Here is a 26,677-nt window from a genome sequence, read left to right as displayed (position 1 = left end):
TTACCCCGCGACGGCCTCACGCTCAAACACCCCCTGCCCCACAACCCGGGCCTTGTGCAAATGCGCCTGGGCCGTGCCACTTTCCGAGTCCAACAACAACTCGGAAGTGAGTACCCGCGCCCCGCAATAATCAAAGATGCCGTAGTCGATCTGGGTATTCATGGCCTTGGCATAACCGTGTCGATCGAAGGCGCTTTCGTCAGCCGCCCCCAGGGCCAGCACATGCACGTGCAAATGCCTGAGTTTCTTCTGCACCGGTGTATCGAGGCCGTAATCAATCGCCCAGCCATTGACGAATACGCGGTCGACCCACCCCTTGAGCAACGCCGGCATCGACCACCAGTAGATGGGGAACGCCAGCACCAGCGCGTCGGCGCGATCTATGCGGGTCTGTTCGGCCACCACGTCGGCTGGCGGCGTCGCCCGGGTACGGTGCACCCGATGGTCGGCGACGGTGTAGCGTGGATCGAACCCCTCAGCGGCAAGGTCGGCTATTTCAAAGGTGTGGCCAGAGGCGCTCAAGCCCGCCCCCACCTCGGCGGCCACACTGTGGGTGAGAGATTGCGGGTCGTGATGAGCAACAACGATCAGTGCGTGCATGACTTTGACTCCATTTCGGCTTAATCTACTTTTAGTAAGTTACGTCGAATAAGTTACCTTTGGTATATAAGCATGTCAAGCAGTGAATCCCCTGCCCCACGTCGTCGTTTGTCCCGTGAAGATCGCCTGCGCCAGTTACTCGACGTGGCCTGGCAATTGGTGCGTGACGAAGGCACCGACGCCCTGACCCTGGGCCGCCTCGCCGAGCTGGCGGGCGTCACCAAACCAGTGGTGTACGACCACTTCGCTACACGCGCAGGGTTGCTGGCCACGCTGTATGCAGACTTCGACGCGCGCCAGGACCAGGTGTTTGCCAATGCCATCGCCACCAGCAACGCGACCCTTGAGGAGCGTGCGTGGGTCATCGCGTCGTCGTATGTCGATTGTGTGTTGTTGCAAGGGCGGGAAATACCCGGGGTGATTGCCGCCTTGAGCGGTTCGCCGGAGTTGGAAGCATCCAAGCGCGAATACGAGGCGATCTTTCTCGATAAATGCCGAGACGCGCTGTCGCCCTTCACCGCCGGCGGCAGCATCTCCCAGGCCGGGTTGCGCGCCATGCTAGGCGCGGCGGAAGCCCTGTCCCATGCGGCGGCCAATGGCGAGATCAACCGCGAGGAAGCTCAGCAGGAGCTGCTGGAGACTATCCTCGGGATGGTCATGCGCGTCAGGCCGTAGGCAGACGGCCCTGGACGAACAGTTGCGCCTTGCGCGTCAACTGGTCCAGGTGCCGATCACGCTGTTTCTCTGCGTCGACCATGGCGCGCTTGCCGTGTTTTTGCAGCAGGTAGGTGTGGATCTGCCGCACTTCCAGCGAGCTGTAGATTGAAGCCACATCCAACACGCCCATCAGCCCATCGGTGCCGTAGTTGCGGGTGTTCATCACGACCTGGGTGCCACGCGCACCGCGCACCTGGAAGCCCATGGCTTCGAACACCGCAACCTTCTCTACCGCACAGGCCAGTTCGGCGTGGGGATAACGCGCCAACACTTCGTCCATCATGCTGCGTGCCACACCCTGGCGACGAAAGCCCGCCTGCACCGCCATAAACGCGATGCCACACGCGTGCGGATCATCCTTCACCGGCAGGTACAGGCAAAAGCCCACCACCGCCTCGTCTTCCATCGCCACGACCAACTCCACCGCAACGCCTTTTTCGCCATTCAATGCCTCAAGGTACAGGTGCACCTCAAACCCGATGGCGTACTGGTAGATGTTGTAGAGCAGATTGCTCGGTGCCAGCGCTACGCTGCTGATATCGGTAAGGTTGTCCACCACCATCTGCAGGATCTGGCTGTTGACCGGTTCGGGGCACGGCGTGGTGTAGCGGGTAAGACTGAACATGCAAATTCCTGGGGTTTCGCGTCAAGGCAGCGGCGATTGTACCTGTTGCGCGCCGATCATGGCCCGCACACCTCGCGCAAACATGCGCGCAGCCAGCGATGGGCCAGGTCGGCGTCCTGCCGCGGGTGCCACAGCATCGCCACGGTAAATGGCGGCAATGTCACCGGCAGCTCAAAGCAATACAAGCCTCGAGGCGGCACTGTGATATAGCGCTCAGGCACGCTGGCGATCAGGTCGGTATCACGCGCCAGGGCGATGGCCGTGTTGAAACCGGCGACCACGATGCCGACCTGCCGAACCAGACCTTGCGCCTCAAGGGCCTCGTCGATCTGGCCACGGTCCTGCCCACGCCGCGACACGTAGACATGTTGTCCCTGGGCGAAACGCGCTGCGCTCAAGGGGCCGCGGCTCAGAGCATGGCCCTCGCGCACCACGCCCACCAGGCGATCACGGAACAGCGCCTGGGTCAGCACCTCCGGGCTGGCGCCGGCATCGACCACACCGGTTTCCAGGTCGACGACACCGTCGCGCAGCAGCGCACTGTGCTTGTCGCTCTTGTGCACGAAACGCAAGCGCACCCCTGGGGCGTCCTGGGCGATACGCGCCAGCAAGGCGGGGCCGAAGCGTTCGACGAACTCCTCGCTAGTGCGCAGGGTGAAGGTGCGCACCACCTCACCCAAGTCCAGGGTGTTTGCCGGGCGCAATACGGCGTGGGCGTCCTGCACCAATTGGCTGACCTGTTCACGCAATTGCAACGCCCGGGGCGTCGGTACCAGGCCGCGCCCGGCACGTACCAGCAGCGGATCGCCAGTGGCCGCGCGCAAACGCGCCAGGGCCCGGCTCATGGCCGAAGGGCTCAGGCGCAGGCGCTGGGCGGCGCGAGCGACGCTGCCTTCGGCAAGCAACACGTCCAGAGTGATGAGTAAATTGAGGTCGGGCATGGGGGCTCCTTATCAGGCGTTGGATGCAGCTATAACCTGCAACCCGTGCGTCTTCCGCCATCTTAGGCGACGCCGTAGATTTGCGACAGGTGCATTCACTCAAGGAAACGCGCATGCAAACCTCCACACGCGGCGGCCTGGTGGCCTTGTCGCTGTCAATGTTGCTGGCCGCCCTGGGCACCAGCATCGCGAATGTCGGCCTGCCCAGCCTGGCGCACGCCTTCGGGGCATCGTTTCAGGCCGTGCAGTGGGTGGTGCTCGCCTACCTGCTGGCCATCACCGCCGTGATTGTCAGCGCCGGGCGCCTGGGCGACCGTCTGGGGCGCCGGCGCTTGCTGCTGGCCGGGTTGCTGGTGTTTGCCCTGGCCTGCGCCGGGTGTGCCGCCGCGCCAACCCTGTCCTGGCTGATCTGCGCACGGGCATTCCAGGGGCTGGGCGCGGCGATCATGATGGCGATGACCCTGGGCATGGTCGGTGACACGGTCACGAAAGCGAATACCGGCCGAGTCATGGGCCTGCTGGGCACCATGTCGGCACTCGGCACGGCCATGGGGCCGAGTGTCGGCGGAGTATTGCTCAGCCTGTGGAGCTGGCACGCGCTGTTTTTGATCGGCCTGCCCTTGGCGGGTGTGGCTGCCGCCCTCGCCTACCGTTATTTGCCGGCGGATGCTAACCGCCGCGACGCTTGGCCAGGCGATACATTCTGGGCGCCCCTGCGCGATGCGCCGTTGCGCGCAGGCCTGGCCATGAGTGCCCTGGTGTCGGCGGTAATCATGGCCACGTTTGTGGTGGGCCCGTTCTACTTGTCCCGTGGCCTGGGCCTCGATCCCGCCTCGATGGGCTTGGCCATGGCCGTCGGGCCAACGGTCGCGGCGGTTACCGGTGTACCGGCGGGTTACCTGACCGATCGCCTCGGCAGCCAACGCCTGACCCTCGTGGGGCTGAGCGTGATGCTGTGCGGGGCCTTGTTGCTGTCGCAGGCGTCCGGGCTTGGCGTTTATCTCGCGGCGCTGATCGTGTTGACAGCCGGCTACAGCCTGTTCCAGGCGGCCAACAACACGGCGGTAATGAGCGATGTACAGGCGACACGCCGAGGCACAGTGTCCGGCCTGCTGAATCTGTCGCGTAACATGGGCCTGATTTTCGGCGCATCGGCCCTCGGCGCGGTGTTCGCCCACACCACCCCGGATGTCAGCCATGCCGCGCCCCAGGCGGTGGCAGCCGGCTTGCACGCGACCTTCGCCATGGCGGCAGGTTTGATACTGCTGGCCATTTTGGTGAAGGTCTTGGTCTGGCGCGATCAGGGCGCGAAACACTCGGCATTCAAGAACTGAGCAAAAAAGTTCGGACCAACGGGTGCATGGATGCACCTGGATCGCGCATCATGGGCACTTTCAAGCTCAAGGGTAACGTCCATGCGCGTTCTGTCATTGATGATGGGTCTTACGACGCTGGCCGCCACTACGGTGTTCTGCGCCAGCGCGATGGCGAATGAAGAAAGTCAGTTAGTCCAACAGATCAACCAATACCGCAGCCAGGTGCAACGCTGCGGTGACCAGGGTTCCCAGGAGCTGCCGCCGCTGACCAGCGATACGCGGCTGGTGTTGCCGGCCTCCAATGTCGGCGATTTGCAGCAGTCGCTGGCGCGCGCTGCCTACCCGATGGTGAATGTGCAGGCCATCAGCCTGTCCGGGCCCAAGGATGCCGAGGCCGCGATGAAAGCGGTGCGCGAGAGCTTCTGCCGCGTAGTGCTCGATCCGCAATTTGTCGACATTGGGGTCAGCAACAGCGGCCAGGACTGGCGCATCGTGCTGGCTCGCCCGTTGGTGACCAGCGGCCTGGGCGATTGGCAGACCGAAGGCAGAAAACTGCTTGACCTGATCAACACCGCCCGTGCCGAGCCGCGCCAGTGTGGCACCCAGGCGTTCACCGCCACGGCGCCCCTGTCGTGGAACGACACCCTGGCCAGCGCAGCCAACAGCCACACCCGCAACATGGCCAATGGCAATTTCTTCGACCACCTGGACCCCGACGGCCGCACGCCGGGTGACCGCGCCGAGTTGGCGGGGTATATCGCGAAGAATATCGGCGAAAACATCGCCGCCGGCCTCGACACGCCGCGCAAGGTCGTCGACGGTTGGCTCGCCAGCCCCGGCCACTGCGCCAACCTGATGAACCCGCAGTTTCGCGAATTGGGTGCCGCTTACGCCATGGACCCCAAGAGTGACGCGGGCATCTATTGGACGGGTTTATTCGGTACGCAATAAAGGTTGGGCGCCGGCCCGACCCGGCCAACAATGGCAGTGTGTAAATAGACAATGAAATCAAAGTGCTATCAGGGAGATAATTGCGCTGAACTGAATGCGGTCATTCCGGTCTGTTGCTAGTCGGCCTGACTCTTCAAAGCTAAACAATACGTAGCAAGCAAGGTGTGGACCCCATGATGAATTGGCTGCAAGGCAGCAGCGAAATGGCAGAGCGGGTTCGTCAGCACGATTGGGCCAATACGCCCTTGGGGCCACTTGAACACTGGCCCGATGTGTTGAAGACAACCGTTGCGCTGTGCTTCGCGTCGAGTTTCCCCCAGGCCATCGTCTGGGGGCCTCAGTTGATTACTCTCTACAACGACGCGTTCACGCCGATCCTGGGTAGCAAACCCGACGCCTTGGGCCGCCCGTTCAACCAGATCTGGCACGAGGTGTGGGACGATATCAGCCCTATCGCCGACGCCGCGTTCGATGGGCACGCCACCTATATCGAAAACTTCCCGCTGTTGATCCAACGCAACGAAGCGCCGGAACAAGCCTATTTCACCTTTTGCTACAGCCCGATTCGCAATGCCCAAGGCGTGGTGGTCGGTTTGCTCGACACGGTGACCGAAACAACCGCCACGGTATTCCTGGCCCGTCGCCTGGCAGTGCTGGACGCCATCGGCAACAGCGTGGTCAATGCCACCGACGCCGAAACCATCCTGACGTCTACGACCCGCCTGCTGGCCGAACATCTGCAGGTATCCATCTGTGCCTACGCCGACATGGACGAAGATGAAGATGGCTTTACCATTCGCGGCGACTGGTCGGCGCATGGCTCGCCGAGCATCATCGGGCATTACAGCCTCGAGGCGTTCGGGGAATGCGCAGTCAACTGCCTGCGTGCCGGCGAGCCACTGGTGATACGCAATAATCTGATCGAGTTGCCGCCCCATGACGCCGCGAGCTTCCAGGCACTGGGGGTGACAGCCACTATTTGCATGCCGTTGATCAAAGACGGGCGGCTCACCGCGCTGATGGCCGTGCACGACAAACTACCGCGCTTTTGGTCATCCTATGACATGGCGCTGGTGGGCGAAGTCACCGAGCGTTCCTGGGCGCATATCGAGCGCGTACGCGCCGATGCCGCCGTGCGCGAGGGCCTGGCCGCCTATACAGAGCTCAATGCCAGCCTGGAACAGCGCGTGAATGAGCGTACCCATGCGTTGGCCGAGGCCGAAGCCGCACTGCGCCAGTCACAGAAGCTGGAGGCCATCGGCCAACTGACCGGCGGCGTCGCCCATGACTTCAACAACCTGCTGACCATTATTCGCTCGTCGGTGGACTTCCTGCGCCAGCCGGGCCTGTCCGAGGAGCGTCGGCAACGCTACATGTGCGCGGTGTCCGACACAGTGGAGCGGGCCAGCAAGCTCACCAGCCAACTGCTCGCCTTTGCCCGTCGCCAACCGTTGAACCCGCAGGTGTTCGATGTCGGCCAGCGCGTGCAAAATATCGGCGAGATGCTCGAGAGCGTCACCGGCGCACGCATTCACGTGCAGGTGCAATTGCCCGATCAGCCCTGCTATGCGCGCATCGACCCCAGCCAGTTCGAAACCGCGCTGATCAACATCGCCCTCAACGCCCGCGATGCGATGGACGGCCAGGGTACCCTGACCCTCAAAGTCGCCAGCGAGCAAACGCTGCCACGTATTCGTGGGGATGCCGAGTCGTGCATGCCCTACATCACCATTTCCCTGGCCGACACCGGCACCGGGATTGCCAGCGACACCTTCGAACGCATCTTCGAGCCGTTCTTCACCACCAAGGCCGTGGGCAAAGGCACCGGCCTGGGCCTGTCGCAGGTATTCGGCTTTGCCAAGCAGTCAGGCGGCAATATCGATGTGGCCAGCACCCTCGGCCAAGGCACGGTGTTTACCTTGTATCTGCCGCAAGTCGAAGGCGAAGCGGCGCCGGATCAAGACACCCCTGCAGATCTGCCAGCGCCGCAGGAGGCTGCTCATCAGCATGTGCTGATCGTCGAAGACAACTTAGAGGTGGGACGCTTCGCCAGCCAGATCCTCAAGGACCTCGGTTACCAGACCACCTGGGCAACCAATGCCGAACAGGCGCTGAACCTCGCTGGCAATGACGTTCAGGGGTTCGACGCGATTTTCTCCGACGTGGTGATGCCCGGCATGACCGGCGTGGCCATGGCCAGGTTGCTGCGCCAGCGCCGCCCGGACCTGCCCGTGGTACTCGTCTCTGGCTACAGTGAGGAACTGGCAGACAGCGGCTACGAAGGCTTTGAGTTCCTCGCCAAGCCCTACTCCGCCGACCAGGTTGCGCGGGTGCTGGCCAAGGCGATGTGCAAGGATCAGTCGACGACCGCTACCTGATTGCGACCCGATGCCTTGGCCTGGTACAGGGCCTTGTCGGCGCTGTTCATCAAGCCATTCAGGTCCAGATGCTCAGTGCAGGTCGATGCCACGCCCAGGCTTGCACTCACCCCTTGTACCGGGGCGGCGGGCAAGTCATAAATCGTCTGGATCAACTGCTCGGCGATGCTGCGTGCAGTCTCCAACGAAGTGTTGGGCAGCAGCACCGCAAACTCTTCGCCCCCCAGGCGACCGTAGATATCGGTCTGGCGAAAGGACGCGCTGATCACCGCGCCAATCTGGCGCAACACCTGGTCGCCGGCCTGGTGGCCGTAGGTGTCATTGATGGCTTTGAAATGGTCCATGTCCATCATCAATGCACACAGCGGCTGCTGCTCGCGAAGGCACTGGGCATATAGCAACTGGGCCTTTTCGTAGAACGCCCGACGGTTCATCAGCCCGGTCAGTTCATCGGTCTGGGCGGCACGGGTGGAAATATGATGGGCGCGCTCCATTTGCCTCGTCAGGCGGAAGGCTTTTTCCAGGGCATCGGAGAGCTTGCGCGTCGCACCGACCACAAACGAAGCAAACACCAGCACCGCCAGCGCCACGCCAACCTGCATCGGCGAAGGCTGAAACAGCATCCATACCGTACAGGGAAGCAACACCAGCGCCATCGAGCCCAGCGTCATGTAGCGATAGGCTGAATAACAGGACACCGCGCTGACCGACATGCCCACGGTAAACAGCATCACCAGCACCTGGGACAAGCGGTCATCGACCGGCATCACCGCCAGCGCCCCGCCGCCCCAGATACCCGCCGACAGCATCAGCGTGACCCAGTAGTGGCGCTCCCAACGGGCGGGTGTGCGCCCCGCGTCAGGGCAGCGAAACCATTGCACAAACAGATGCAGGCGCACCAATGACGAGCCCGCCAGCAGTACCAGCCACACCAGGATGACCTGGTGATCGAATCGATCCCAGCACAGCCAGCAGAGCATGACGGCGCCCAGGTAGCTGCCGAAGATCGCCGAGAATGATTGACGAAAGAGCGGGTGCAAACGGTCGGTTCGCACCTGCTCTTCGATGAGGTGACCCTGATCTTGCCCAAGGTTATTCATGGGGTTGGCCTGTTTGACCGGCGACGGCAAAGGCGCCATTGTGGCACCTTGCCAGCAAGCCGAACAGCGGCATACGCTGCGCTAGAGCGTTTCAGGCTCCTGAGGTCGCAAAATCAGCACGCCCAGGGGCGGCAGGTTCAACGACAGCGACACCGGTTGCCCATGGCGCGGCTCATCCTGGGTAAACACGGCTCCGCCATTCCCGTAGTTGGAGCCGGCGTAGGTGTCGGCATCACTGTTGATCACCTCACTCCACCGCCCGCCAAACGGCACACCGACTGCGTAGCCTTCACGGGGCACCGGGGTGAAGTTGGCAACCACCAACACCGGCTTGCCATCCTTGCTCCAGCGCAGCCAGGCGTAGACGCTATTGATCGCGTCATCACCGATCAGCCATTGGAAGCCCTGGGGCGCATCGTCCTGTTCGTGCAGCGCCGGCTCTTCGCGGTACAGGCGGTTCAAATCGCCTACCAGCTTCTGCACCCCACGGTGCTCAGGGTATTGCAGCAAATACCAATCCAGTTGCTGGTCGTGGTTCCACTCACGCCATTGGCCAAATTCGCAGCCCATGAACAACAGCTTCTTGCCGGGGTGCATCCACATGAAACTGAGGTAGGCGCGCAGGTTGGCAAATTTCTGCCAGCGGTCGCCGGGCATCTTGTCGATCAGCGAGTGCTTGCCGTGCACCACCTCATCATGGGAAATCGGCAGGATAAAGCGCTCCGACCAGGCGTACACCAGCCCGAAACTCAGCTCGTTGTGATGATGGGCGCGGTACACCGGGTCTTGCTGGATGTAATGCAGGGAGTCGTGCATCCAGCCCATGTTCCATTTGTAATTGAACCCCAGGCCACCCTGTTGGGTAGGCTGGCTGACGCCGGGCCAGGCCGTGGACTCTTCGGCAATCACCAAGGCGCCCGGGGCTTCAAGGGCAACCACGTCATTCAGGTGCCGCAAGAAGTCGATGGCTTCCAGGTTCTCGCGACCGCCATGGCGGTTGGGCACCCATTCACCGGCCTTGCGCGAATAATCGCGATACAGCATGGAGGCCACTGCGTCCACGCGCAGGCCATCGACGTGAAAATGCTTGAGCCAGTGCAAGGCCGACGCGAGCATGAAACCGTGGACCTCGGTGCGGCCCAGGTTGTAGATCAGCGTGTCCCAGTCCTGGTGAAAGCCTTCCAGGGGGTTGGCGTATTCGTACAGCGCGGTACCGTCAAATTGCGCCAGGCCGTGGGTATCGGTGGGGAAATGCGCGGGCACCCAATCAAGGATCACGCCGATATCGGCCTGATGGCAGGCATTGACGAACCAGGCAAAGTCTTCCGGCGAGCCAAAGCGAGCACTGGGGGCAAACTGGGATAACGCCTGATAGCCCCAGGAGCCACCAAAGGGGTGTTCCATGATCGGCATCAGCTCGATATGGGTGAAGCCCAATTGTTGAACGTAAGGAATCAGCCGCTCAGCCAGTTCGCGCCAGCCATATTGACGGGCCACTTCACCGGCCTCGTCCAGCTCGCACTGCCAGGACCCCACATGCAGCTCGTAGATCGACAACGGCGCGGTGGTTTTCTGCTTGTCTCCCCGCGATTGCATCCACTCATGGTCCTGCCAATCCACTTGCAAAGGTGCGGCGACCTTCGAGGCGGTGTCCGGCGGCAGTTGGGTGGCCAGCGCCACAGGGTCGGCCTTGAGCGGCAGAATGCCGTGGGCGCCGAGAATTTCATACTTGTAGGCCGCGCCCGGCTGCAGGCGTGGAATGAAGATTTCCCACACGCCCGATGGATGGCGCAGGCGCATCGGGTGGCGGCGCCCGTCCCAGATATTGAAGTCTCCCACCACCGAAACCCGCCGTGCGTTCGGCGCCCAGACGGCAAAGCGCACGCCTTGCACGCCATCGACGCTGACCACCTGAGCCCCCAGGCAGTTGCCCAGGTCACGGTGATTGCCTTCGGCAAACAGGTACAGGTCCATTTCCCCCAGCAGCAATTGGCTGAAGCTGTAGGGGTCTTCGGTGATCTGCTCACCGCCGGCCCATTGGATTTTAAGCAGGTAGGGCTGGCGAGTGCGCAAGTGCCCGACAAACAGACCCGGCACCTGGGTGGCGTCGAGGCTGCCAACCGGTTCGCCCGTGTCACGCGTCAGTACTTGGACACTCAGGGCCTCCGGCAGGAACGCGCGGATAAACTGGCCGCCCTGCTCGTCATCATGGGGCCCCAGGACCGAAAAAGGATCGGGGTGCTCGGCGCGCACCAGCGCATCGACGTCCTTGGACGCCGGCAATGCCGTCAACTTGGGCTGCAGCGGTTCTCTCTGTGTAAAACTCATGACGTCTCCCCACCGCGTACAGGTTTAGATATAGGTGTCAGCCCGCTCAGCAAGCCGTGCAGCCCTTGCAGGGGCACCGGCAGCCAGGTCGGGCGGTTTTCTGCTTCGTAGGCCACTTCGTACGCGGCCTTTTCCAGGCTGAACAAGGTCAGCGCTGCGTCTTCGCCGTTGGCATCCTGCCAGTCATGCGCCAGTGTAGACGCAGCGGCCTGGTAAGCCTGGGTAAATGCTACGCGGGCTTCATTCAGGTAGCGGTCGGTCACACGTTTACGCGCAGCGTTCGCTTCTGGCGTGTGATCCACCCCCTGCACATTCAGCGCCATGGCCGCGGCATAATCGAAGGAACGCAGCACACCGCTCACATCTTTATAAGGGCTGTGTTTGCCGCGCCGTTCATGCAGCGGTCGCGCCGGTTCGCCCTCGAAGTCGATCAAGTAGGCATCGCCCTTGACCACCAATACCTGGCCCAGGTGCAAGTCACCATGGACGCGAATGCGCAACCCGCCCGCCGTGGCTTTGGCCAACGCCTGGACATGCGCCGCGATGGCTTTTTTCTGCGCCAGTAATTCACTGACCAACGCCTGGTCGGCGGGGTTCAACTGGCTTTGATTAAGCTTGAGCAACTGCAAGGCGCGGTCGATCTGGGCGCCGACATCCTTGGCCCAGGCTTGGGTGTCTTTGGCTGTGGTGGGTTCGGGTTTGAAAGCCTTGTCGGCGGTTGGCGCACCCAACACCAGGTGCATTTCACCCAGGCGCTGACCGAGCAAACCGGCAAAATCCGCCAGTTCGCCGAGGGCGTTGTAGTGCTGTTCCTGTTCAGAGATCGCGTCGGCCAGCTCATCGCGGATCGCGCGCTCCAGATTGTTCTGGGTCCAGCTCCAGGCATCGCCCTGATTGCTCAGGTAACCCTGGGCAATCATCAGCAGGTTGTCCTGCCCCTGCCCGTCGCGGCGGCTCATAAAGCCCAGCAGCGGCGAGATATTCGGGTAGCCGGCGCCGGTCAGGTAGGCACTCATTTCCAGCTCCGGGTGCACACCGGCGCTGACTTTACGAATCAGCTTGAGCACCAGGCTGTCACCGACCACCACCGAGCTGTTGGACTGCTCGGCAGACAAATAACGCACCGGCGATTCACGGGTCAGTTGCAGTGCGGCCAAGTGCTCAGTCGCCTCGAACCGCAGATCGCCGTCAGGGGTATTGAGCACAGTGCCGGCCTGCATGGCCTGGATCACCTCAAGGATAAAATGCTCAAGGCTGAAGGCATCGGTCACCAAACCTACCTGGCGAGTGCGTCGCACTCGGGCCAACGCCAACTGCTGGGGCAAGGCGCTGGTGAACTGGTCTTCGCCAAGGAAGCCCAAGGGCAGTTGGTAGCGGCTGACCTGGCCAGCACTGGTCACTTCGATCTCACTGAGCAACACCGGATGCTGCGGGTCGCCAAAACGCACGCCATACGCGATGTGCACCGTGTCGATTGCCGTATCTTTGCCGGCAAACCAGCGACGCTTGGGCAGCCAGGCGGGCAGTGAAGTCTGTTCCAGGCTGGTGCGGCAAGGTTCTTCCAGTAACTCTTCCATGCGTTTTTTCAGTACCAAAGTGGTGAAGTCAGGCATGCTTTGCGCCGGTTCCACATGCCAGCTGGGCATCTGGTTTTCCGCTGCCAGCACGAACCAATAGAAACCATAGGGCGCCAGGGTCAGCAGGAAATTCAGCTGGCCGATCGGCGGGAAGGCATTACCACCGAGCATCTCCACCGGCACCATGCCGGCAAAAGCCGACAGGTCCAGCTCCGCCGCCTGGGCGCTGCGCGACACATTGGCGACGCACAGGATGATCTCGGTGTGGCCGTCTTCGCCGGTGTATTCACGGGTGTAAGCCAGGATGCGCCTGTTAGTCGGCGAGAGCATTTTCAGGCTGCCACGGCCAAACGCTTTGGACTGCTTGCGCACTGCGAGCATGCGCCGGGTCCAGTTGAGCAATGAGTGCGGGTCCTGGGCTTGGGTCTCGACGTTGACCGACTGGTAACCGTATTGCGGGTCCATGATCGGCGGCAACACCAGGCTGGCCGGGTCGGCACGGGAAAATCCGCCATTGCGGTCGATGGACCATTGCATGGGCGTGCGCACGCCGTCACGGTCGCCCAGGTAGATGTTGTCGCCCATGCCGATTTCATCGCCGTAGTACAGGGTCGGCGTGCCCGGCATCGACAGCAACAGGCTGTTGAGCAATTCCACCCGCCGACGATCACGCTCCACCAGCGGCGCCAGGCGTCGCCGAATGCCCAGGTTGATACGGGCGCGGCGGTCTGCAGCGTAGTAGTTCCACAGGTAGTCGCGCTCTTTGTCGGTGACCATTTCCAGGGTCAGCTCATCATGGTTGCGCAGGAAAATTGCCCACTGGCAGTTGGCGGGAATCTCCGGGGTCTGGCGCAGAATGTCCGTGATGGGGAAGCGATCTTCCTGGGCCAACGCCATGTACATGCGCGGCATCAGCGGAAAGTGGAACGCCATGTGGCATTCATCGCCGTCGTCACCCTTTCTGTCGCCAAAGTACAGCTGCGTGTCTTCGGGCCACTGGTTGGCTTCGGCCAGCAGCATGCGGTCGGGGTAATGGGCGTCGATCTCGGCGCGGATCTGCTTGAGGACGTCGTGGGTTTCCGCCAGGTTTTCGTTGTTGGTGCCGTCCCGTTCGATCAGGTAGGGAATGGCGTCCAGGCGCAGGCCATCGATGCCCAGGTCGAGCCAATAGCGCATCACCGACAGCACCGCTTTCATGACCTGCGGGTTATCAAAGTTGAGGTCGGGTTGGTGCGAGTAAAAGCGGTGCCAGAAGTACTGGCCGGCCACCGGGTCCCAGGTCCAGTTGGATTTTTCGGTGTCGAGGAAAATAATGCGTGTGCCGTCGTATTTCTGGTCATCGTCCGACCACACGTAGAAGTCCCGTGCAGCCGAGCCTGGCTTGGCCTTGCGCGCACGCTGGAACCAGGGGTGCTGGTCGGAGGTGTGGTTGATCACCAGTTCAGTGATCACGCGCAGCCCGCGTTGGTGGGCTTGGGCAATAAAGCGCTTGGCGTCGGCCATCGTCCCGTAGTCGCTGTGCACGCCGCGGTATTCGGCAATGTCGTAGCCGTCATCACGCCGGGGAGACGGGTAGAACGGCAGCAGCCAGATGGTATTCACGCCGAGGTCGGCGATGTAGTCGAGCTTGGCGATCAGCCCGGCAAAGTCACCAATGCCGTCGTTGTTGGAGTCGAAATAGGATTTGACGTGAACCTGGTAGATCACCGCGTCTTTGTACCAGAGCGGGTCTTTGATAAAGGTGGCTGCCTTGGGTTTCTTGGCCATTGCAAACTCCTGAAAAACTCAACATTTTGCTAACTGAACCCGCTCCCTCACTTTCGATCCTCATCAGATTCAGGATGTGCTGATGCGCCAGATCCCGAACGGCATCTGCGGCTCCAGCCGGGTCCATTGGGTCTTGCCGTACCAGGTCCAGCGGTGGCCGTTCATCAAGTCTTCGCCCTGGGTCTGGGCATCGTCGGGCAAGCCCATCTCCCACAGCGGCAATTCAAAGTGGGCTTCCTGGGCGTTGTGCGGGTCGAGGTTGACGGCGACCAGAATGAAATTGCTGCCGTCTTCGCTGCGCTTGCCGAAATACAGAATGTTGTCGTTCCAGGCGTTGTAGAGCTTGAGCCCCAGGTGCGTGTGCAACGCCGGGTTCTGGCGGCGGATGCGGTTGAGCTGGGCGATCTCGGCGATGATGTTGCCCGGCGCGGTGAAGTCCCGAGGGCGGATTTCGTACTTCTCCGAGTCCAGGTATTCCTCTTTGCCCGGCACCGGCGCGGCTTCGCATAACTCAAAACCCGAATACATTCCCCACAGGCCCGAGCCCATCGTGGCCAGCGCAGCGCGGATCAGGAAGCCTGCGCGACCGGACTCATGCAGGAAACCCGGGTTGATGTCCGGCGTATTGACGAAGAAGTTCGGGCGGTAGCACTCACGCCAGGGCGACTGGTTCAGTTGGGCAAGGTACTCGCTCAGCTCAGCCTTGGTGTTGCGCCAGGTGAAGTAGGTATAGCTCTGGGAATAGCCGACCTTGCCCAGGCGCGCCATCATCGCCGGGGTGGTGAAAGCTTCGGCGAGGAAGATCACCTCCGGGTACTTGGCACGCACGTCGCTGATCAGCCATTGCCAGAACGGCAGCGGCTTGGTATGTGGGTTGTCGACGCGAAAGGTCTTCACGCCCTCTTCCACCCAGCCCACCACGATGTCACGCAGCTCGGTCCACAGGCTGGGGATGGCATCGGCCGCATAGAAATCGACGTTGACGATGTCCTGGTACTTTTTCGGCGGATTTTCCGCGTATTTGATCGTGCCGTCCGGGCGCCAGTTGAACCAACCCGGATGCTGTTTGAGCCACGGGTGGTCCTGGGAGCACTGGATGGCGAAATCCAGGGCGATTTCCAGGCCGTGTTCGGCAGCAGCCTTGACCAACCGGCGGAAATCATCGCGAGTGCCCAACTGCGGGTGAATAGCCTCGTGACCGCCCTCCTCACTGCCAATGGCGTAGGGGCTGCCCGGATCATCAGGGCCGGCGGTGAGTGAGTTGTTCTTGCCCTTGCGGTGGCTACGGCCGATAGGGTGGATCGGCGGGAAGTACAGCACGTCGAAGCCCATGTCGTGGATCATCGGCAAGCGTGCGTGCACGTCGTTAAAGGTGCCGTGCCGCGCCGGATCGTCAGTGATCGAGCGGGGAAACAGCTCGTACCAGCTGGCAAATTGTGCGGCTTCACGTTCCACGTCAATCGAGTACGCGGGGCTGACGCTCAAATAGGCGCGATGGTCGGCCTGGGTCATCAGGTGTGCACTGTCTTCGTGCAGGAACAACGCCACCTGCTCGGTTTCCAACAGGCCGGACAGCTCATGGTGCAACAGCATCAAGCGGTCACGCAGTTCGTTGTCACTGCGTTCGGCGGCCTGCAGCACCAGGCTACGGCCCTCCTGCAATTCGAGGCTGACCGGCACGCCAGCTTCATGCTTCTTGCGCAGTTCGTAACAGAAGCTGGCAAAGGTGTCGATCCAGGCTTCGATGCAGTACTCATGGCGGCCTTGGTGGGCCACGGTAAACGCGCCCTCCCAACCGTTGTTGCCGATATCCAGCATGACCACGCTGTGCCAGCTTTCGTCTCCCAGGGCGCGCCAGCGGATCAACACCGCCAGCTTATCGTGGCCATCGGCGAACACTTTGCTGGTGACATGAACCCGCTGGCCCACCACCGCCTTGACGGCAAACTCCCCGTTGTCGATGACCGGCATGGTGCTTTCGATCGCGATCCTGGGTAACAGCAGCGCCTGCGACAACGGCAGCACGGAGTCTTCTGGAACCAGTGTTTCGGCAGTCATCGAGCAGCTTCCCCTTACGCCCTTTGGACGCTCTTTGCTTGATACGAATTCAGAGACGGCGACGCTATCCTTGAGCTGGGCCGTTTAAAGTCCGAGCCTGGGCGCTGTCCAAAAGTTCAGGTGGATATACCGCCCCTGGGCGGAATCATTTCCAGCAGGCAATGGTCCACCGATAGAGCAAAGCACAAACGAGGCCATACCCATGAGTATCCCGATCCCCCCTGAACCCGAAGATCCGAATATCGACGCCCCCCCATTGCCCCCGCCCGAACCGGAACGCGACCCTGAACAGGAGCCGCCTGAAAACCAGCCGCCACCGGTGCAGGAACCGCCCACGACGATGCCGCCGGTTATTGCCTGACTCACAGACACGCAAGCACTTGCCCGTGAACACAATATCGCGGGCAAGCGCTACTGAGCTTTCCTACTTCAATCACCGACAATACCGAGATCCCGCTCTTGATGAACAAGATAGATTCAGTCTCCCGTACGCTGCCTCGCCCCCTTGCCGGCCGCAGACTATCTTGTCCGTTAAGCGAGTACCTTCTATGCGCACCTCACTACTGCCCCCGTTCTCGGATGTTCACGGCATCCAACAACCGCCAGTCAACGATCATCGGGAAAAACTGAACGATCTGTTCAGGGCCGGCCCAAGCGCAATCATGCGCACGAAAGAGCCTGACACGCCCGCCTCCACCCCTTCCACGGCGCCGCAAACCTTTACCTTGCCCAACCCAGCCCCCTCTGCGGACGTAGAGCCGAAGACGGCCGGTGCCGACGCCACCCAGCTTGCCCAACTTCGTGCGCTGACCAGCCAGCAGAACATTACCAATATGCTGCGCGCGCCCAACTCACACGAGACCTCCGGGCAGGTGATCACGATCCGACGGCTGTTAAGCAGGGAAACCGTCAAATCCTTGCTGCACGGCCCGGATGCAGACGAAGCGCGTAAATTGATTACCGATGTGAAGGAGCGTTTAGGTCAGTCAAGCCTGCAGATGATTCATGACCGATCCTCACATATCGAGGACCCGGGCTTGAGCCTTGAAGAAATTCGCGAGCGTACCTCCACTCTTGATCCCGAGGCAGGTTTCAACTGCGCTATGCAAATCGAGCGTGATCTACGCATTGAGAAGCTTTCTGCCATACAGCGAATGCGGCAAAGTACGCCTCTGGCTTCAGCCCTCTTTGATATCGGCAAAGAGGCGGACCTCGGCAACCCGCCCCCTCAACCGGATAATCCACCGCCCCCGGCAGAAAGCCTTAAACACAACAACAATGCCAGAATTGACAATGGTCAGACCTTTACCTTCCGTAGTACCCGCGAATCAAGCTTCGACGCACCTGTGCAAGTGATGGATTTTGATCGCCTCAGAGACAAACTTGATGTATCGGCAATCAGAAACCAACTCGGCAACAATCCATTGAAATTGGTAAGAAACTTCTCGGGAGCCAGTAGCGAGGTACAGATTCACTATAGCCCCGCCAACAATACAAGCGTGGTGATGATTTCCGGCAATCCGGGAGAGTCGCCCTTTGTGGTGAAAGCCTTCGGTGAGGTGAGATACGGCAACCTCATCACGTGACCTGCGTCACTCATCCTTCTCCAGCAGCTTGACGATCCGTGGCATCACGCTGAATACCGCCAGGGCCAGCAGCGTACTGAGCACCGCCGTCGATTCACGCCCCATTCCCGCCGCAACCCCAATGGCGGCGGTCATCCATAACCCGGCCGCGGTGGTCAGGCCCTTTACATGCTGGCCCTCGTCGTCTTCCTTGCCCTTGAGGATGGTGCCAGCGCCGAGAAAGCCAATGCCCGCGATAACCCCTTGAACCACACGACTCATGGCATCCGCCTGGTTGCCGGACATCTGCGGCACCAGCACGAACAGCGCGGCGCCCAGCGCCACCAGCATATGGGTGCGCACTCCGGCCGCCTTGCCCTTGTGTTCACGCTCAAACCCCAGGATGCCGCCGAGGATCGCCGCGATCAGCAGGCGCACGGTCACTTGGGTGAGTTGCCGGGCATCGCCAATGTCTGCGAATTCGGCTTGCAGCGTTTGCCACACCAGATGCCACCAGGCGTCCATGGATGCGCTCCTTTTTATTATGGATAGATAAAGGATGGACAGCGCAGACCGCCAGTCAGTTGCCTGGAACCCGTGCGCATGGCGGCCGCCTAACGCTGCATAGCCCACAAAACGGAGATTGTCATGACCGTACGCATCGAAAATCATCTGTGCTACTTCACGCTCGACGACAACGGCCAGGAACAAAGCCTGCCAGCCACCCGGGTGACCATCCTGACCGATCACGACAAAGCCATGTCTTATCTGGAACTGGCAGGTTCGCGCATCTACATCACCGAAGCCGAGGCGGACGCGCTGACGGTTGAAGGCGCAACCGATGGCCGTGAGCATGTAAAGGCGGACCAACCTGGTTCGGTGATTTAATTGATCTGCATCATCAGACCCGTTTAACCCCTGCACCCCTTTGGCCATGGGGTGCAGCAGATTGCCGCACAAGAACGCGTCAAGCCGATCTGATCCGCTTTTTATCACGCCACCTGAGTCTGTTATGCAAACAGTCTGTCGCCCATAGTTCGTCGGCCTGATGGAGGCTGATGAGCGAATGACCATGAGCGAACGAATCCCAACCGTGGAAACCTTTGAGCCCATTCACCCCAAGAAAGTGAAGGCCAAATCCAGCGACAACCTGATCCATACCCGCAGCTTTACCGGCTTGTTTCGCACCCTGCGAGTGGGCGGTGCCGGCCTGCTGTTCCTGGCTTTTTTCGGCACCGTGTGGCTGAACTGGGGTGGGCGCCAAGCGGTACTGTGGGACCTGGCCGAGAGCAAGTTCCACATTTTTGGTGCGACGTTCTGGCCCCAGGACTTCATCCTGCTCTCGGCGCTGTTGATCATCTGCGCCTTCGGCCTCTTCGCGATCACGGTGTTTGCCGGCCGCGTATGGTGCGGCTACACCTGCCCGCAAAGCTCGTTCACCTGGCTGTTCATGTGGTGCGAGAAGGTGACCGAAGGTGAGCGTAACCAGCGCATCAAACTTCAGGCCGCCCCCTGGAGCCTGAATAAGCTGGCGAGGCGCTCGGCCAAGCACACATTGTGGCTGGGTATCAGTGTGTTGACCGGGTTGACGTTTGTGGGCTACTTCACCCCGATCCGCCCCTTGGCCGCCGAACTGTTGACGTGGCAGATCGGTGGGGTGAGCCTGTTCTGGGTGCTGTTTTTTACAGGCGCCACCTACATCAATGCCGGCTGGCTACGCGAAGCGGTGTGCATGCACATGTGCCCCTATGCACGCTTCCAGAGCGTGATGTTTGATAAAGACACCCTGACCATTTCCTACGACACCGCCCGCGGCGAGCATCGTGGCCCGCGTAAACGTGACGTGCAGCCAGCCGAGGTTGGCCTTGGCGATTGCATCGATTGCCAGCTGTGCGTGCAGGTTTGTCCCACGGGCATCGACATCCGCGACGGCCTGCAAATGGAATGCATTGGTTGTGCGGCCTGCATCGACGCCTGTGATTCGATCATGGACAAAATGGGCTATGCCCGTGGCTTGGTCAGTTACACCAGTGAGCATCAATTGCAGGGTGGCAAGACCCACCTGCTAAGGCCGCGCCTGATCGGCTACAGTGCCGTGCTGCTGGTGATGATCGCGGCGTTGGTGGTGGCGCTGATTGAACGGCCGATGGTGTCGCTGGATGTGACCAAAGACCGAGGCATGTTCCGTGAAAACAGCCAGGGCTTGATCGAAAACATCTACAGCCTCAAGGTGATCAACAAGACCCAGCAGCGCCAGGACTACCGCCTGGAACTGGTGGATGCCGACGGGTTCCAGCTGCAAGGCAAGACCCAGGTCAGCCTGGCTGCCGGGGAAATTGTCGATATACCGGTGTCGGTAGCATTGCTGGCGGACACACCGGCCAGCAGCTCTCAAACCCTGCGTTTTAAAGTCACTGATGTGGATGAGCCTTGGATTTATACCGCTGCTGACAGCCGCTTCGTTGCGCCCTTGAATCGCTGATACTTGATCAACAATAAAAATCAAATGTGGGAGCTGGCTTGCCTGCGAAAACGGTAGAGCAGTAACAGATGCAGTGACTGACACACCGCCTTCGCAGGCAAGCCAGCTCCCACAGTTCGCCCTGCGTACACATTCAAAAAGCTAATTAGGCCGCCATGAAACGCTACGAAAAATTCGCCGACGACATCGCAGAACTGATCCGCTCCGGCGTCCTCGGCCCCGGCCAGCGCGTACCATCGGTACGCTATGCCAGCCAGGCCTACGGCGTCAGCCCGTCCACGGTGTTCCAGGCCTATTACTTGCTGGAGCGTCGTGGCCTGATCAGGGCACGCCCGCGTTCTGGCTACTTCGTCAACACCCACGCGCCGAGCCCGTTTTCCGAGCCGGTGGTGAGTGAGCAGGTGCATGAGTCCACCGATGTGGGTGTCAGTGAGCTGGTGTTCTCGGTACTGGACTCGATCAAAGACCCCAACACCGTGCCCTTCGGCTCGGCCTTCCCCAGCCCCATGCTGTTCCCGCTGCCGCGCCTGGCCCGCTCCCTGGCCAGTGCCAGCCGCGACATGGACCCACGCCTGGTGGTCACCGACATGTCGCCAGGCAACCCACAACTGCGCCGCCAGATTGCCCTGCGCTATATGGTCGGCGGCCTGATGCTGCCGATGGAGGAGTTGCTGATCACCAACGGCGCCCTGGAAGCACTCAACCTGTGCCTGCAGGCCGTGACCGAACCGGGCGACCTGGTCGCCATCGAAGCGCCGGCGTTCTACGCGTGTTTGCAGGTGCTTGAACGCCTGAAGCTCAAGGCTGTGGAGATCCCGGTGCACCCGCGCGACGGTATTGACCTGAACGCCCTGGCCCAAAGCCTTGAGCGCTATCCGATCAAGGCCTGCTGGACCATGACCAGCTTCCAGAACCCCATGGGCGCCACGTTGCCTGAAGAGAAAAAACAGGCGCTGGTGGAGCTGCTGCGCAGCCATCAAGTGCCGCTGATCGAAGATGACGTCTACGCCGAATTGTATTACGGGCAACAAGCCCCGAAACCGGCCAAGGCCTTCGACACCGAAGGGCTGGTGATGCATTGCGGCTCCTTTGCCAAGAGCCTGGCACCGGGTTACCGCGTGGGCTGGGTCGCCGCCGGGCGCTTCGCACAGAAGGTCGAGCGGCTGAAACTGATGACCTCATTGTGCCCGTCAATGCCGGCCCAGGCGGCGATTGCCGACTACCTGCAACACGGCGGCTATGACCGGCACCTGCGCAAACTGCGCTACGCCCTGGAAGAACAGCAGAGCGCCATGCTGGCGGCCATCGCTCGTTATTTTCCGGCGCAAACACGGGTCAGCCAGCCGGCGGGAGGCTATTTTCTGTGGTTGGAACTGCCGGAGCAGACCGACTCGCTGAAATTGTTCCAGATGGCCCTGGCCCAGGGCATCAGCATTGCGCCGGGGCCGATCTTTTCCGCCACTCAGCGGTTCAGAAACTGCATTCGCCTGAATTACGGAAGCCCTTGGAACGAGGCGTCGGAAAAGGCCATGGAGACATTAGGGCGGATCGTGCGCTCGTTTTAACGGCCGCCGCCCAAGTCGATAAACGTTCCGGTGGAATACGATGCCTTGTCCGACAGTAACCAGATAATCGCCTCTGCCACTTCATCCGGGCGCCCGCCACGCGCCATCGGGATACCGGATTCCAGCTTGCTGACCCGGTCCGGGTCTCCGCTCAGGGCATGGAAATCGGTAAAGATATAGCCAGGGCGCACGGCGTTGACGCGAATGCCCTCGCCCGCCACCTCCTTGGACAGCCCCAGGGTAAAGGTGTCCAGCGCGCCCTTGGAGGCCGCGTAGTCGACATACTCACCCGGCGAGCCCAGCCGCGCCGCCACCGATGACACGTTGACGATACTGCCGCCCTGCCCGCCATGCCGGGGCGACATGCGCAATACCGCGTGTTTGGCACACAGGATCGGGCCCAGCACATTGGTCTTGAGGATTTTGAGGATACGAAACTCGGACATCTCATCGACCCGCGACTTATGCCCCACGGTGCCGGCGTTATTCACCAGCGCGGTGACCCGACCCAGTTCCGTATCAACGCGATTGAACAGAGCGATCACTTCATCCTCGCTGCTGACATCGGCCCGCACGGCAATCGCCTGCGCACCCAGCGCGCGAACCTGATCCAGTACACGCAGGGCAGCGTCTTCATCAGACTGGTAGTTGATGCAGATGCGATAGCCTTGGCGAGCGGCGAGCAAGGCCGTCTGGGCGCCGATTCCACGACTGCCCCCGGTGATGATGACGACTTTGTCCATGGCTGCGGTCTCCCGATTCAACCGGATGTTCAGGGTTGGATCCAAGAATACCTGTCACAGACTGCTTTTGTCAGGCGCCGCCTGTTCAGCGCCCCGGATATTCGCCATGAAGCTATCGGCCGGCAGTGGGTGCCCCAACAAGTAACCTTGCAAAGAGTCACACCCCAGGCGGGTGAGGAAGTGCTGCTGCACATCGGTTTCCACCCCCTCGGCGACGATGCGCAGGCCCAGGGCCTGGCCGAGGGCCACGATGGCCGAGACGATGGCCGCGTCATCGCTGTCGTGTTCCAGGTCACGCACAAAACCGCGATCGATCTTCAGCTCGTTGGCCGGCAGGCGCTTGAGGTACATCAGGCTGGAGTAACCGGTGCCAAAGTCATCGATGGACAGGTCAACCCCCATGTCCGAGAGCTGCTGCAATACCGTCATGCTTGCATCAGCATCGCTCATGGCGGTGGTCTCGGTGATTTCCAGCGTGAGGCTGTTGGCCGGCAATTGGTGACGCTCCAGCGCGGCCGCTACGCTGTTAACCAACCCAGCATGGCAGAACTGCAACGCCGAGAGGTTAACGGCAATGCGCCAGTGCTCATAACCCTGGGCGTACCACTGGCTCATCTGGCGACAAGCTTCATCGAGTACCCATTCGCCGATGGGAATGATCAGCCCGGTTTTCTCCGCCAGTGCAATAAACGTAGCGGGCATCAGCAAGCCCTGATGCGGATGCTCCCAGCGCAACAGCGCCTCGGCCCCCACGGCAAGACCACTGACGGCGTCGAACTTGGGTTGGTAATGCAAACGAAATTGCCCCTGCTCAAGGGCAATGCGCAGGTCCTGCAGCAATTGCAGTTGTTTGCGTGCATTGGTGTTCATCGACACATCGAAGAAGCTGTAGCCATTCTTGCCCATGCCCTTGGCGTGATACATCGCCGCGTCGGCGTTCATCAGCAGCTCCTGGGGGTTGCTACCGTTGCCCGGGAACATGGCGATGCCGATGCTGGCCGAGATCTGCAACTGATGCTCGGCCACCGTGAACGTGCGGTTGATCAGGCCCACCTGGCGTTCGGCCAGGCCCATCGCATCATCGGGCTGGGTGAGTTGCACCAGCAACACGAACTCATCACCGCCGATGCGGGCCAGAGTGTCCTGGCTGCGCAAGTCCTCGCGCAGGCGCAAGCCGACTTCGCGCAGCAACTGGTCGCCCAGGTGATGACCAAAGGCATCGTTGACCGGTTTGAAACCATCCAGGTCGATAAACATCAAGGCAAAGCAACCGCCCCGCTCGTGCACCGCCTGGATGCCTTGTTGTATGCGATCTGCCAGCAAGGTGCGATTGGGCAGGCCGGTGAGCATGTCATGCAGGGCCAGGTGGGTGAGTTCCTGGTTGGCCAGGGTCAGGGAATCGGCGAGTACGGCGGTGCGCGCTTCCAGGCGCGCATCCAGCACCGAGGTCAACAGCGCAATGACCAATACCGCCAGCGAAGTAACCAAGACCAGGTTATCCAGGCCCTTGCCGCTCAGGCCCGTCAGTGCGGCACCGCAGAAGCTGTCATCGGCAAAGCGCGCCGCAGCCATCCCGGTGTAGTGCATCCCCACGATGGCCACGCCCATCACCACGGCTGCGCCGCCCCGAGCCAAGCGCACATAAGGTGTGTTACGTCGCAGGTTGAAGGCGATCCACAGCGCGGCGCCGGAAGCCACCACCGCGATCAACAACGAAGCGCCGAACAAGGCCGGGTCGTAGTCGATGCCCGGCGTCATGCGCATCGCGGCCATGCCGGTGTAATGCATGCTGGCGATACCGGCCCCCATCACCAGCGCGCCAAATGCCAGTTGCCAGGCCGGCAAGCGTGGCTGGCTGACCAGCCATAACGCGAAGCCGCTGGATAGCACCGCGATCAACAGCGAGAACAGGGTAATGCCTACCTCAAACCCGAGGGCAAACGGCAGACGCAGGGCCAACATCCCGATAAAGTGCATGGACCAGATGCCGACGCCCATCGCCACTGCGCCACCCGTGATCCACAGGTAAACGGCACGCCCCTTGGCGGTCGCGATACGCCCGGCCAGGTCCAAGGCGGTGTAAGACGCCAGAATGGCCACGCACAGGGAAATCACGACAAGGGAGGTTGAATAGCTACCGATCAGCATGGGACGTCTCGCAGGCGACCGGCGCAAAAGCCCGTGCCGGGTGGTAAATCGGGCGATTGTAGCGAGATTGATTCTGAGCAGGTGATTAATTAATCAGTTGGCCATTAGTGATTTTTTGGCGTCAATCGGATGGCTTTGTCAGGCTGTTCTCAACGACATCATGGACATCAAGACGTGCGGGGCTTGCGCAGATCCCCTGTGGGAGCGGGCTTGCCCGCGAAGGCGGTGTGTCAGTCACCGCATCTGCTACTGCACTAACGCTTTCGCAGATCAAGCCAGCTCCCACAGGGTACTGTGCTTGACTGACTGGCCTTGGGGCAAGCCCACACATTTGATCTTGCTCCCACAGGATGCGCGGCGTATCCGGTTACTCCTTTTCGGCCAGGGAGGTCTGGCCATCCCAGCCTCCGCCCAATGCTGCGATCAACTGCACACTGGCCACCAGCCGCGACTGCAGCAAGGTCAATACCGTGCGCTCGTTGCTCAATGCCGTCGCCTGCACCGTGACCACATCCAGATAGGCAATCAACCCGGCCTTGTACTGGTTTTCGGTCAAGCGCAAGGATTCACGCGCGGCTTCCAGTGCTTCATTGCTGACCACCGCCTCATCGGCGAGCACCTTGAGCTGGACCATGTAGTTTTCCACCTCCCGGAAACCGTCCAGTACGGTCTGGCGGTATTTGGCTACGGTCTCGTCATAGCTGGCCACGGTGCGGTCGACTTCCGCCGAGCGCTGGCCGCCATCGAACAGGGTCATCGCCAGTTTCGGCCCTACCGACCAGAAGCGGTTTGGCAGGCTGATCCAATCTTCATAGGTGCTGCTGGAGTAGCCCCCCGCCAAGCTCAAGGTCAGGTCGGGGTAATAGGCAGCCTTGGCCACGCCAATATTGGCGTTGGCGGCGATGACCGAGCGCTCGGCCGAGGCGATATCGGGGCGACGCTCCAGCAACTGGGACGGCAGGCTCACCGGTATCTGCGGCAGGGCCGGGATGTCTTTGCTCACCGCCAGGTTGAAGTTGGCTGGCGCCTCACCGATCAGTACGGCGATGGCGTTTTCCAATTGGGCACGCTGCCAGATCAGATCGATCAGGCTGGCCTGAGTGGTCTTGAGCTGGGTTTGCGCCTGGGCGATGGCATCCTTGCCAGCCACACCGGCACGGTATTGGTTTTCGGTCATTTTCAATGAACGCTGGTACGTGTCCAGCGTGGCTTGCAGCAGGCGCGTCTGTTCGTCCATGACGCGCAGTTGCAGGTAGCTCTGCACCAATTCCGATTGTTGGCTCAGGCGCATCGCGGCCAAGTCCGCGGAGCTCGCCTCGGCGCTGGCTTCGTTGGCCTCCAGGCCTCGGCGCAACTTGCCCCAGATATCGGCTTCCCAACTCACGCCCAACTGGGCGTTGAGGGTGTCGCGGATACCGCTGCTGGAACTGCTGAGGCTGGCACTGCTGCTGCCGGTGCCCTGGCTGGCGCGGGTCTTGCCGACGCTCAGGTCAACGCTGGGGTAAAAGGCCCCCCGTGAGCTGCGTACCAGCGCCTGTGCCTGGCGAAAACGCGCCTCGGCCTGGGCGACGGTCTGGTTGGACGTGTTGAGGCGCACCACCAGGTCATTGAGTTGTCGGTCACCGTACAGCTCCCACCAGGCGCCGCGGGCCAGGGAGTCGCTCGGGTTGGCCTGGCGCCAGCCCTGGGCCTCCTTGAACTGCACCGGCTCGATGACGTCCGGGCGTTTGTAGTCAGGGCCGATGGCGCAGGCGCTGAGCAACACACCACACATCATCACGGCCAATAACTTCATGCCATTGCCGGCAGCTTTATT

20 protein-coding genes are annotated in these 26,677 nt (G+C 61.3%); 9 read left to right on the top strand and 11 right to left on the bottom strand.

Annotated elements, in window-relative coordinates; translation table 11 throughout:
• Nucleotides 1-600 (bottom strand): NAD(P)H-dependent oxidoreductase, encoded by a 600-nt coding sequence (locus CLM72_RS13180; protein ID WP_105226741.1) that lies wholly within the window; start codon nt 598-600, stop codon nt 1-3.
• A 72-nt stretch (nt 601-672) separates the two neighbouring features.
• Here CLM72_RS13180 and CLM72_RS13175 point away from each other — a divergent pair, with 72 nt between their 5' ends.
• Nucleotides 673-1,275 (top strand): TetR/AcrR family transcriptional regulator, encoded by a 603-nt coding sequence (locus CLM72_RS13175; RefSeq protein WP_105226740.1) that lies wholly within the window; start codon nt 673-675, stop codon nt 1,273-1,275.
• Here CLM72_RS13175 and CLM72_RS13170 read toward each other — a convergent pair.
• Both CLM72_RS13170 and CLM72_RS13165 read right to left on the bottom strand, forming a co-directional pair.
• Nucleotides 1,265-1,942, bottom strand: a complete 678-nt coding sequence (locus CLM72_RS13170) for a GNAT family N-acetyltransferase (protein ID WP_105226739.1) — start codon at nt 1,940-1,942, stop codon at nt 1,265-1,267. The two genes, CLM72_RS13175 and CLM72_RS13170, sit on opposite strands and share 11 nt — an antisense overlap.
• Before the next feature lie 56 nt (nt 1,943-1,998).
• Nucleotides 1,999-2,883 (bottom strand): LysR family transcriptional regulator, encoded by an 885-nt coding sequence (locus CLM72_RS13165; protein ID WP_105226738.1) that lies wholly within the window; start codon nt 2,881-2,883, stop codon nt 1,999-2,001.
• A gap of 113 nt (nt 2,884-2,996) precedes the next feature.
• On the opposite strand from CLM72_RS13165, the gene CLM72_RS13160 reads away from it, so the two are divergent.
• The 3 genes from CLM72_RS13160 (at nt 2,997) to CLM72_RS13150 (ending at nt 7,528) form a co-directional block, all read left to right on the top strand.
• Nucleotides 2,997-4,217, top strand: a complete 1,221-nt coding sequence (locus tag CLM72_RS13160) for an MFS transporter (RefSeq protein ID WP_105226737.1) — start codon at nt 2,997-2,999, stop codon at nt 4,215-4,217.
• A gap of 81 nt (nt 4,218-4,298) precedes the next feature.
• A complete protein-coding gene (locus CLM72_RS13155; protein WP_105226736.1) occupies nt 4,299-5,150 on the top strand; it encodes a CAP domain-containing protein in 852 nt (283 codons plus the stop codon).
• Between the two features lie 173 nt (nt 5,151-5,323).
• A complete protein-coding gene (locus CLM72_RS13150; protein WP_105226735.1) occupies nt 5,324-7,528 on the top strand; it encodes a GAF domain-containing protein in 2,205 nt (734 codons plus the stop codon).
• On the opposite strand, the gene CLM72_RS13145 is transcribed toward CLM72_RS13150, so the two are convergent.
• The 4 genes from CLM72_RS13145 to CLM72_RS13130 form a co-directional block, all read right to left on the bottom strand.
• Nucleotides 7,507-8,667, bottom strand: coding sequence for a diguanylate cyclase (locus tag CLM72_RS13145; protein ID WP_105226734.1), 1,161 nt, complete (start codon nt 8,665-8,667; stop codon nt 7,507-7,509). The genes CLM72_RS13150 and CLM72_RS13145 overlap by 22 nt on opposite strands.
• 42 nt (nt 8,668-8,709) lie before the next feature.
• Nucleotides 8,710-10,956 (bottom strand): 1,4-alpha-glucan branching protein GlgB, encoded by a 2,247-nt coding sequence (gene glgB / locus CLM72_RS13140; RefSeq protein ID WP_105226733.1) that lies wholly within the window; start codon nt 10,954-10,956, stop codon nt 8,710-8,712.
• Nucleotides 10,953-14,300, bottom strand: a complete 3,348-nt coding sequence (treS, locus tag CLM72_RS13135; protein ID WP_105226732.1) for a maltose alpha-D-glucosyltransferase — start codon at nt 14,298-14,300, stop codon at nt 10,953-10,955. The genes glgB and treS overlap by 4 nt, the downstream gene beginning before the upstream one ends.
• Nucleotides 14,301-14,369: 69 nt before the next feature.
• On the bottom strand, nt 14,370-16,358 hold the full coding sequence (locus CLM72_RS13130; RefSeq protein ID WP_105226731.1) for an alpha-1,4-glucan--maltose-1-phosphate maltosyltransferase: 1,989 nt from the start codon (nt 16,356-16,358) through the stop codon (nt 14,370-14,372).
• A gap of 202 nt (nt 16,359-16,560) precedes the next feature.
• Between CLM72_RS13130 and CLM72_RS28965 the strand changes: the two genes are divergently transcribed.
• Together CLM72_RS28965 and CLM72_RS13125 are read left to right on the top strand one after the other, a co-directional pair.
• Nucleotides 16,561-16,719, top strand: coding sequence for a hypothetical protein (locus tag CLM72_RS28965; protein ID WP_167514236.1), 159 nt, complete (start codon nt 16,561-16,563; stop codon nt 16,717-16,719).
• A 187-nt stretch (nt 16,720-16,906) separates the two neighbouring features.
• The gene (locus CLM72_RS13125) at nt 16,907-17,944 is read left to right on the top strand and encodes a M10 family metallopeptidase C-terminal domain-containing protein (protein ID WP_105226730.1); all 1,038 of its coding nucleotides are present in this window, start codon (nt 16,907-16,909) and stop codon (nt 17,942-17,944) included.
• Nucleotides 17,945-17,950: 6 nt separating this feature from the next.
• Here the strand turns inward: CLM72_RS13125 and CLM72_RS13120 are convergent, their stop codons facing one another.
• On the bottom strand, nt 17,951-18,448 hold the full coding sequence (locus tag CLM72_RS13120; RefSeq protein ID WP_105226729.1) for an MgtC/SapB family protein: 498 nt from the start codon (nt 18,446-18,448) through the stop codon (nt 17,951-17,953).
• A 123-nt stretch (nt 18,449-18,571) separates the two neighbouring features.
• Here CLM72_RS13120 and CLM72_RS13115 point away from each other — a divergent pair, with 123 nt between their 5' ends.
• From CLM72_RS13115 to mapR, 3 genes are all read left to right on the top strand, one after another.
• Nucleotides 18,572-18,811, top strand: a complete 240-nt coding sequence (locus tag CLM72_RS13115) for a DUF3203 family protein (RefSeq protein ID WP_034127638.1) — start codon at nt 18,572-18,574, stop codon at nt 18,809-18,811.
• Nucleotides 18,812-18,995: 184 nt separating this feature from the next.
• The gene (ccoG, locus tag CLM72_RS13110) at nt 18,996-20,405 is read left to right on the top strand and encodes a cytochrome c oxidase accessory protein CcoG (RefSeq protein WP_105229132.1); all 1,410 of its coding nucleotides are present in this window, start codon (nt 18,996-18,998) and stop codon (nt 20,403-20,405) included.
• Between the two features lie 155 nt (nt 20,406-20,560).
• On the top strand, nt 20,561-21,970 hold the full coding sequence (mapR, locus tag CLM72_RS13105) for a GntR family transcriptional regulator MpaR (protein ID WP_054898710.1): 1,410 nt from the start codon (nt 20,561-20,563) through the stop codon (nt 21,968-21,970).
• On the opposite strand, the gene CLM72_RS13100 is transcribed toward mapR, so the two are convergent.
• The 3 genes from CLM72_RS13100 to CLM72_RS13090 all read right to left on the bottom strand — a co-directional run bounded on the left by CLM72_RS13100 (nt 21,967) and on the right by CLM72_RS13090 (nt 26,656).
• The gene (locus CLM72_RS13100; protein ID WP_034127640.1) at nt 21,967-22,713 is read right to left on the bottom strand and encodes an SDR family oxidoreductase; all 747 of its coding nucleotides are present in this window, start codon (nt 22,711-22,713) and stop codon (nt 21,967-21,969) included. The two genes, mapR and CLM72_RS13100, sit on opposite strands and share 4 nt — an antisense overlap.
• Nucleotides 22,714-22,767: 54 nt before the next feature.
• Nucleotides 22,768-24,861 (bottom strand): bifunctional diguanylate cyclase/phosphodiesterase, encoded by a 2,094-nt coding sequence (locus tag CLM72_RS13095; RefSeq protein WP_105226728.1) that lies wholly within the window; start codon nt 24,859-24,861, stop codon nt 22,768-22,770.
• A 367-nt stretch (nt 24,862-25,228) separates the two neighbouring features.
• Nucleotides 25,229-26,656, bottom strand: coding sequence for an efflux transporter outer membrane subunit (locus CLM72_RS13090; protein WP_057977224.1), 1,428 nt, complete (start codon nt 26,654-26,656; stop codon nt 25,229-25,231).
• Between the last annotated feature and the right edge of the window lie 21 nt (nt 26,657-26,677).

It is taken from the genome of Pseudomonas sp. MYb193, from assembly GCF_002966775.1.
GTDB lineage: Bacteria > Pseudomonadota > Gammaproteobacteria > Pseudomonadales > Pseudomonadaceae > Aquipseudomonas > Aquipseudomonas paracarnis.
Note: the sequence above shows the minus strand (reverse complement) of the source record. Positions and strands in the feature narration are given on the sequence as shown.

Bases quoted from the DNA above. Each gene is read 5' to 3' on its own strand.
- CLM72_RS13180 (WP_105226741.1), bottom strand. From the start codon at position 600: ATGCACGCACTGATCGTTGTTGCTCATCACGACCCGCAATCTCTCACC.
- CLM72_RS13175 (WP_105226740.1), top strand. From the start codon at position 673: ATGTCAAGCAGTGAATCCCCTGCCCCACGTCGTCGTTTGTCCCGTGAA.
- CLM72_RS13170 (WP_105226739.1), bottom strand. From the start codon at position 1,942: ATGTTCAGTCTTACCCGCTACACCACGCCGTGCCCCGAACCGGTCAAC.
- CLM72_RS13165 (WP_105226738.1), bottom strand. From the start codon at position 2,883: ATGCCCGACCTCAATTTACTCATCACTCTGGACGTGTTGCTTGCCGAA.
- CLM72_RS13160 (WP_105226737.1), top strand. From the start codon at position 2,997: ATGCAAACCTCCACACGCGGCGGCCTGGTGGCCTTGTCGCTGTCAATG.
- CLM72_RS13155 (WP_105226736.1), top strand. From the start codon at position 4,299: ATGCGCGTTCTGTCATTGATGATGGGTCTTACGACGCTGGCCGCCACT.
- CLM72_RS13150 (WP_105226735.1), top strand. From the start codon at position 5,324: ATGATGAATTGGCTGCAAGGCAGCAGCGAAATGGCAGAGCGGGTTCGT.
- CLM72_RS13145 (WP_105226734.1), bottom strand. From the start codon at position 8,667: ATGGCGCCTTTGCCGTCGCCGGTCAAACAGGCCAACCCCATGAATAAC.
- glgB (WP_105226733.1), bottom strand. From the start codon at position 10,956: ATGAGTTTTACACAGAGAGAACCGCTGCAGCCCAAGTTGACGGCATTG.
- treS (WP_105226732.1), bottom strand. From the start codon at position 14,300: ATGGCCAAGAAACCCAAGGCAGCCACCTTTATCAAAGACCCGCTCTGG.
- CLM72_RS13130 (WP_105226731.1), bottom strand. From the start codon at position 16,358: ATGACTGCCGAAACACTGGTTCCAGAAGACTCCGTGCTGCCGTTGTCG.
- CLM72_RS28965 (WP_167514236.1), top strand. From the start codon at position 16,561: ATGAGTATCCCGATCCCCCCTGAACCCGAAGATCCGAATATCGACGCC.
- CLM72_RS13125 (WP_105226730.1), top strand. From the start codon at position 16,907: ATGCGCACCTCACTACTGCCCCCGTTCTCGGATGTTCACGGCATCCAA.
- CLM72_RS13120 (WP_105226729.1), bottom strand. From the start codon at position 18,448: ATGGACGCCTGGTGGCATCTGGTGTGGCAAACGCTGCAAGCCGAATTC.
- CLM72_RS13115 (WP_034127638.1), top strand. From the start codon at position 18,572: ATGACCGTACGCATCGAAAATCATCTGTGCTACTTCACGCTCGACGAC.
- ccoG (WP_105229132.1), top strand. From the start codon at position 18,996: ATGAGCGAACGAATCCCAACCGTGGAAACCTTTGAGCCCATTCACCCC.
- mapR (WP_054898710.1), top strand. From the start codon at position 20,561: ATGAAACGCTACGAAAAATTCGCCGACGACATCGCAGAACTGATCCGC.
- CLM72_RS13100 (WP_034127640.1), bottom strand. From the start codon at position 22,713: ATGGACAAAGTCGTCATCATCACCGGGGGCAGTCGTGGAATCGGCGCC.
- CLM72_RS13095 (WP_105226728.1), bottom strand. From the start codon at position 24,861: ATGCTGATCGGTAGCTATTCAACCTCCCTTGTCGTGATTTCCCTGTGC.
- CLM72_RS13090 (WP_057977224.1), bottom strand. From the start codon at position 26,656: ATGAAGTTATTGGCCGTGATGATGTGTGGTGTGTTGCTCAGCGCCTGC.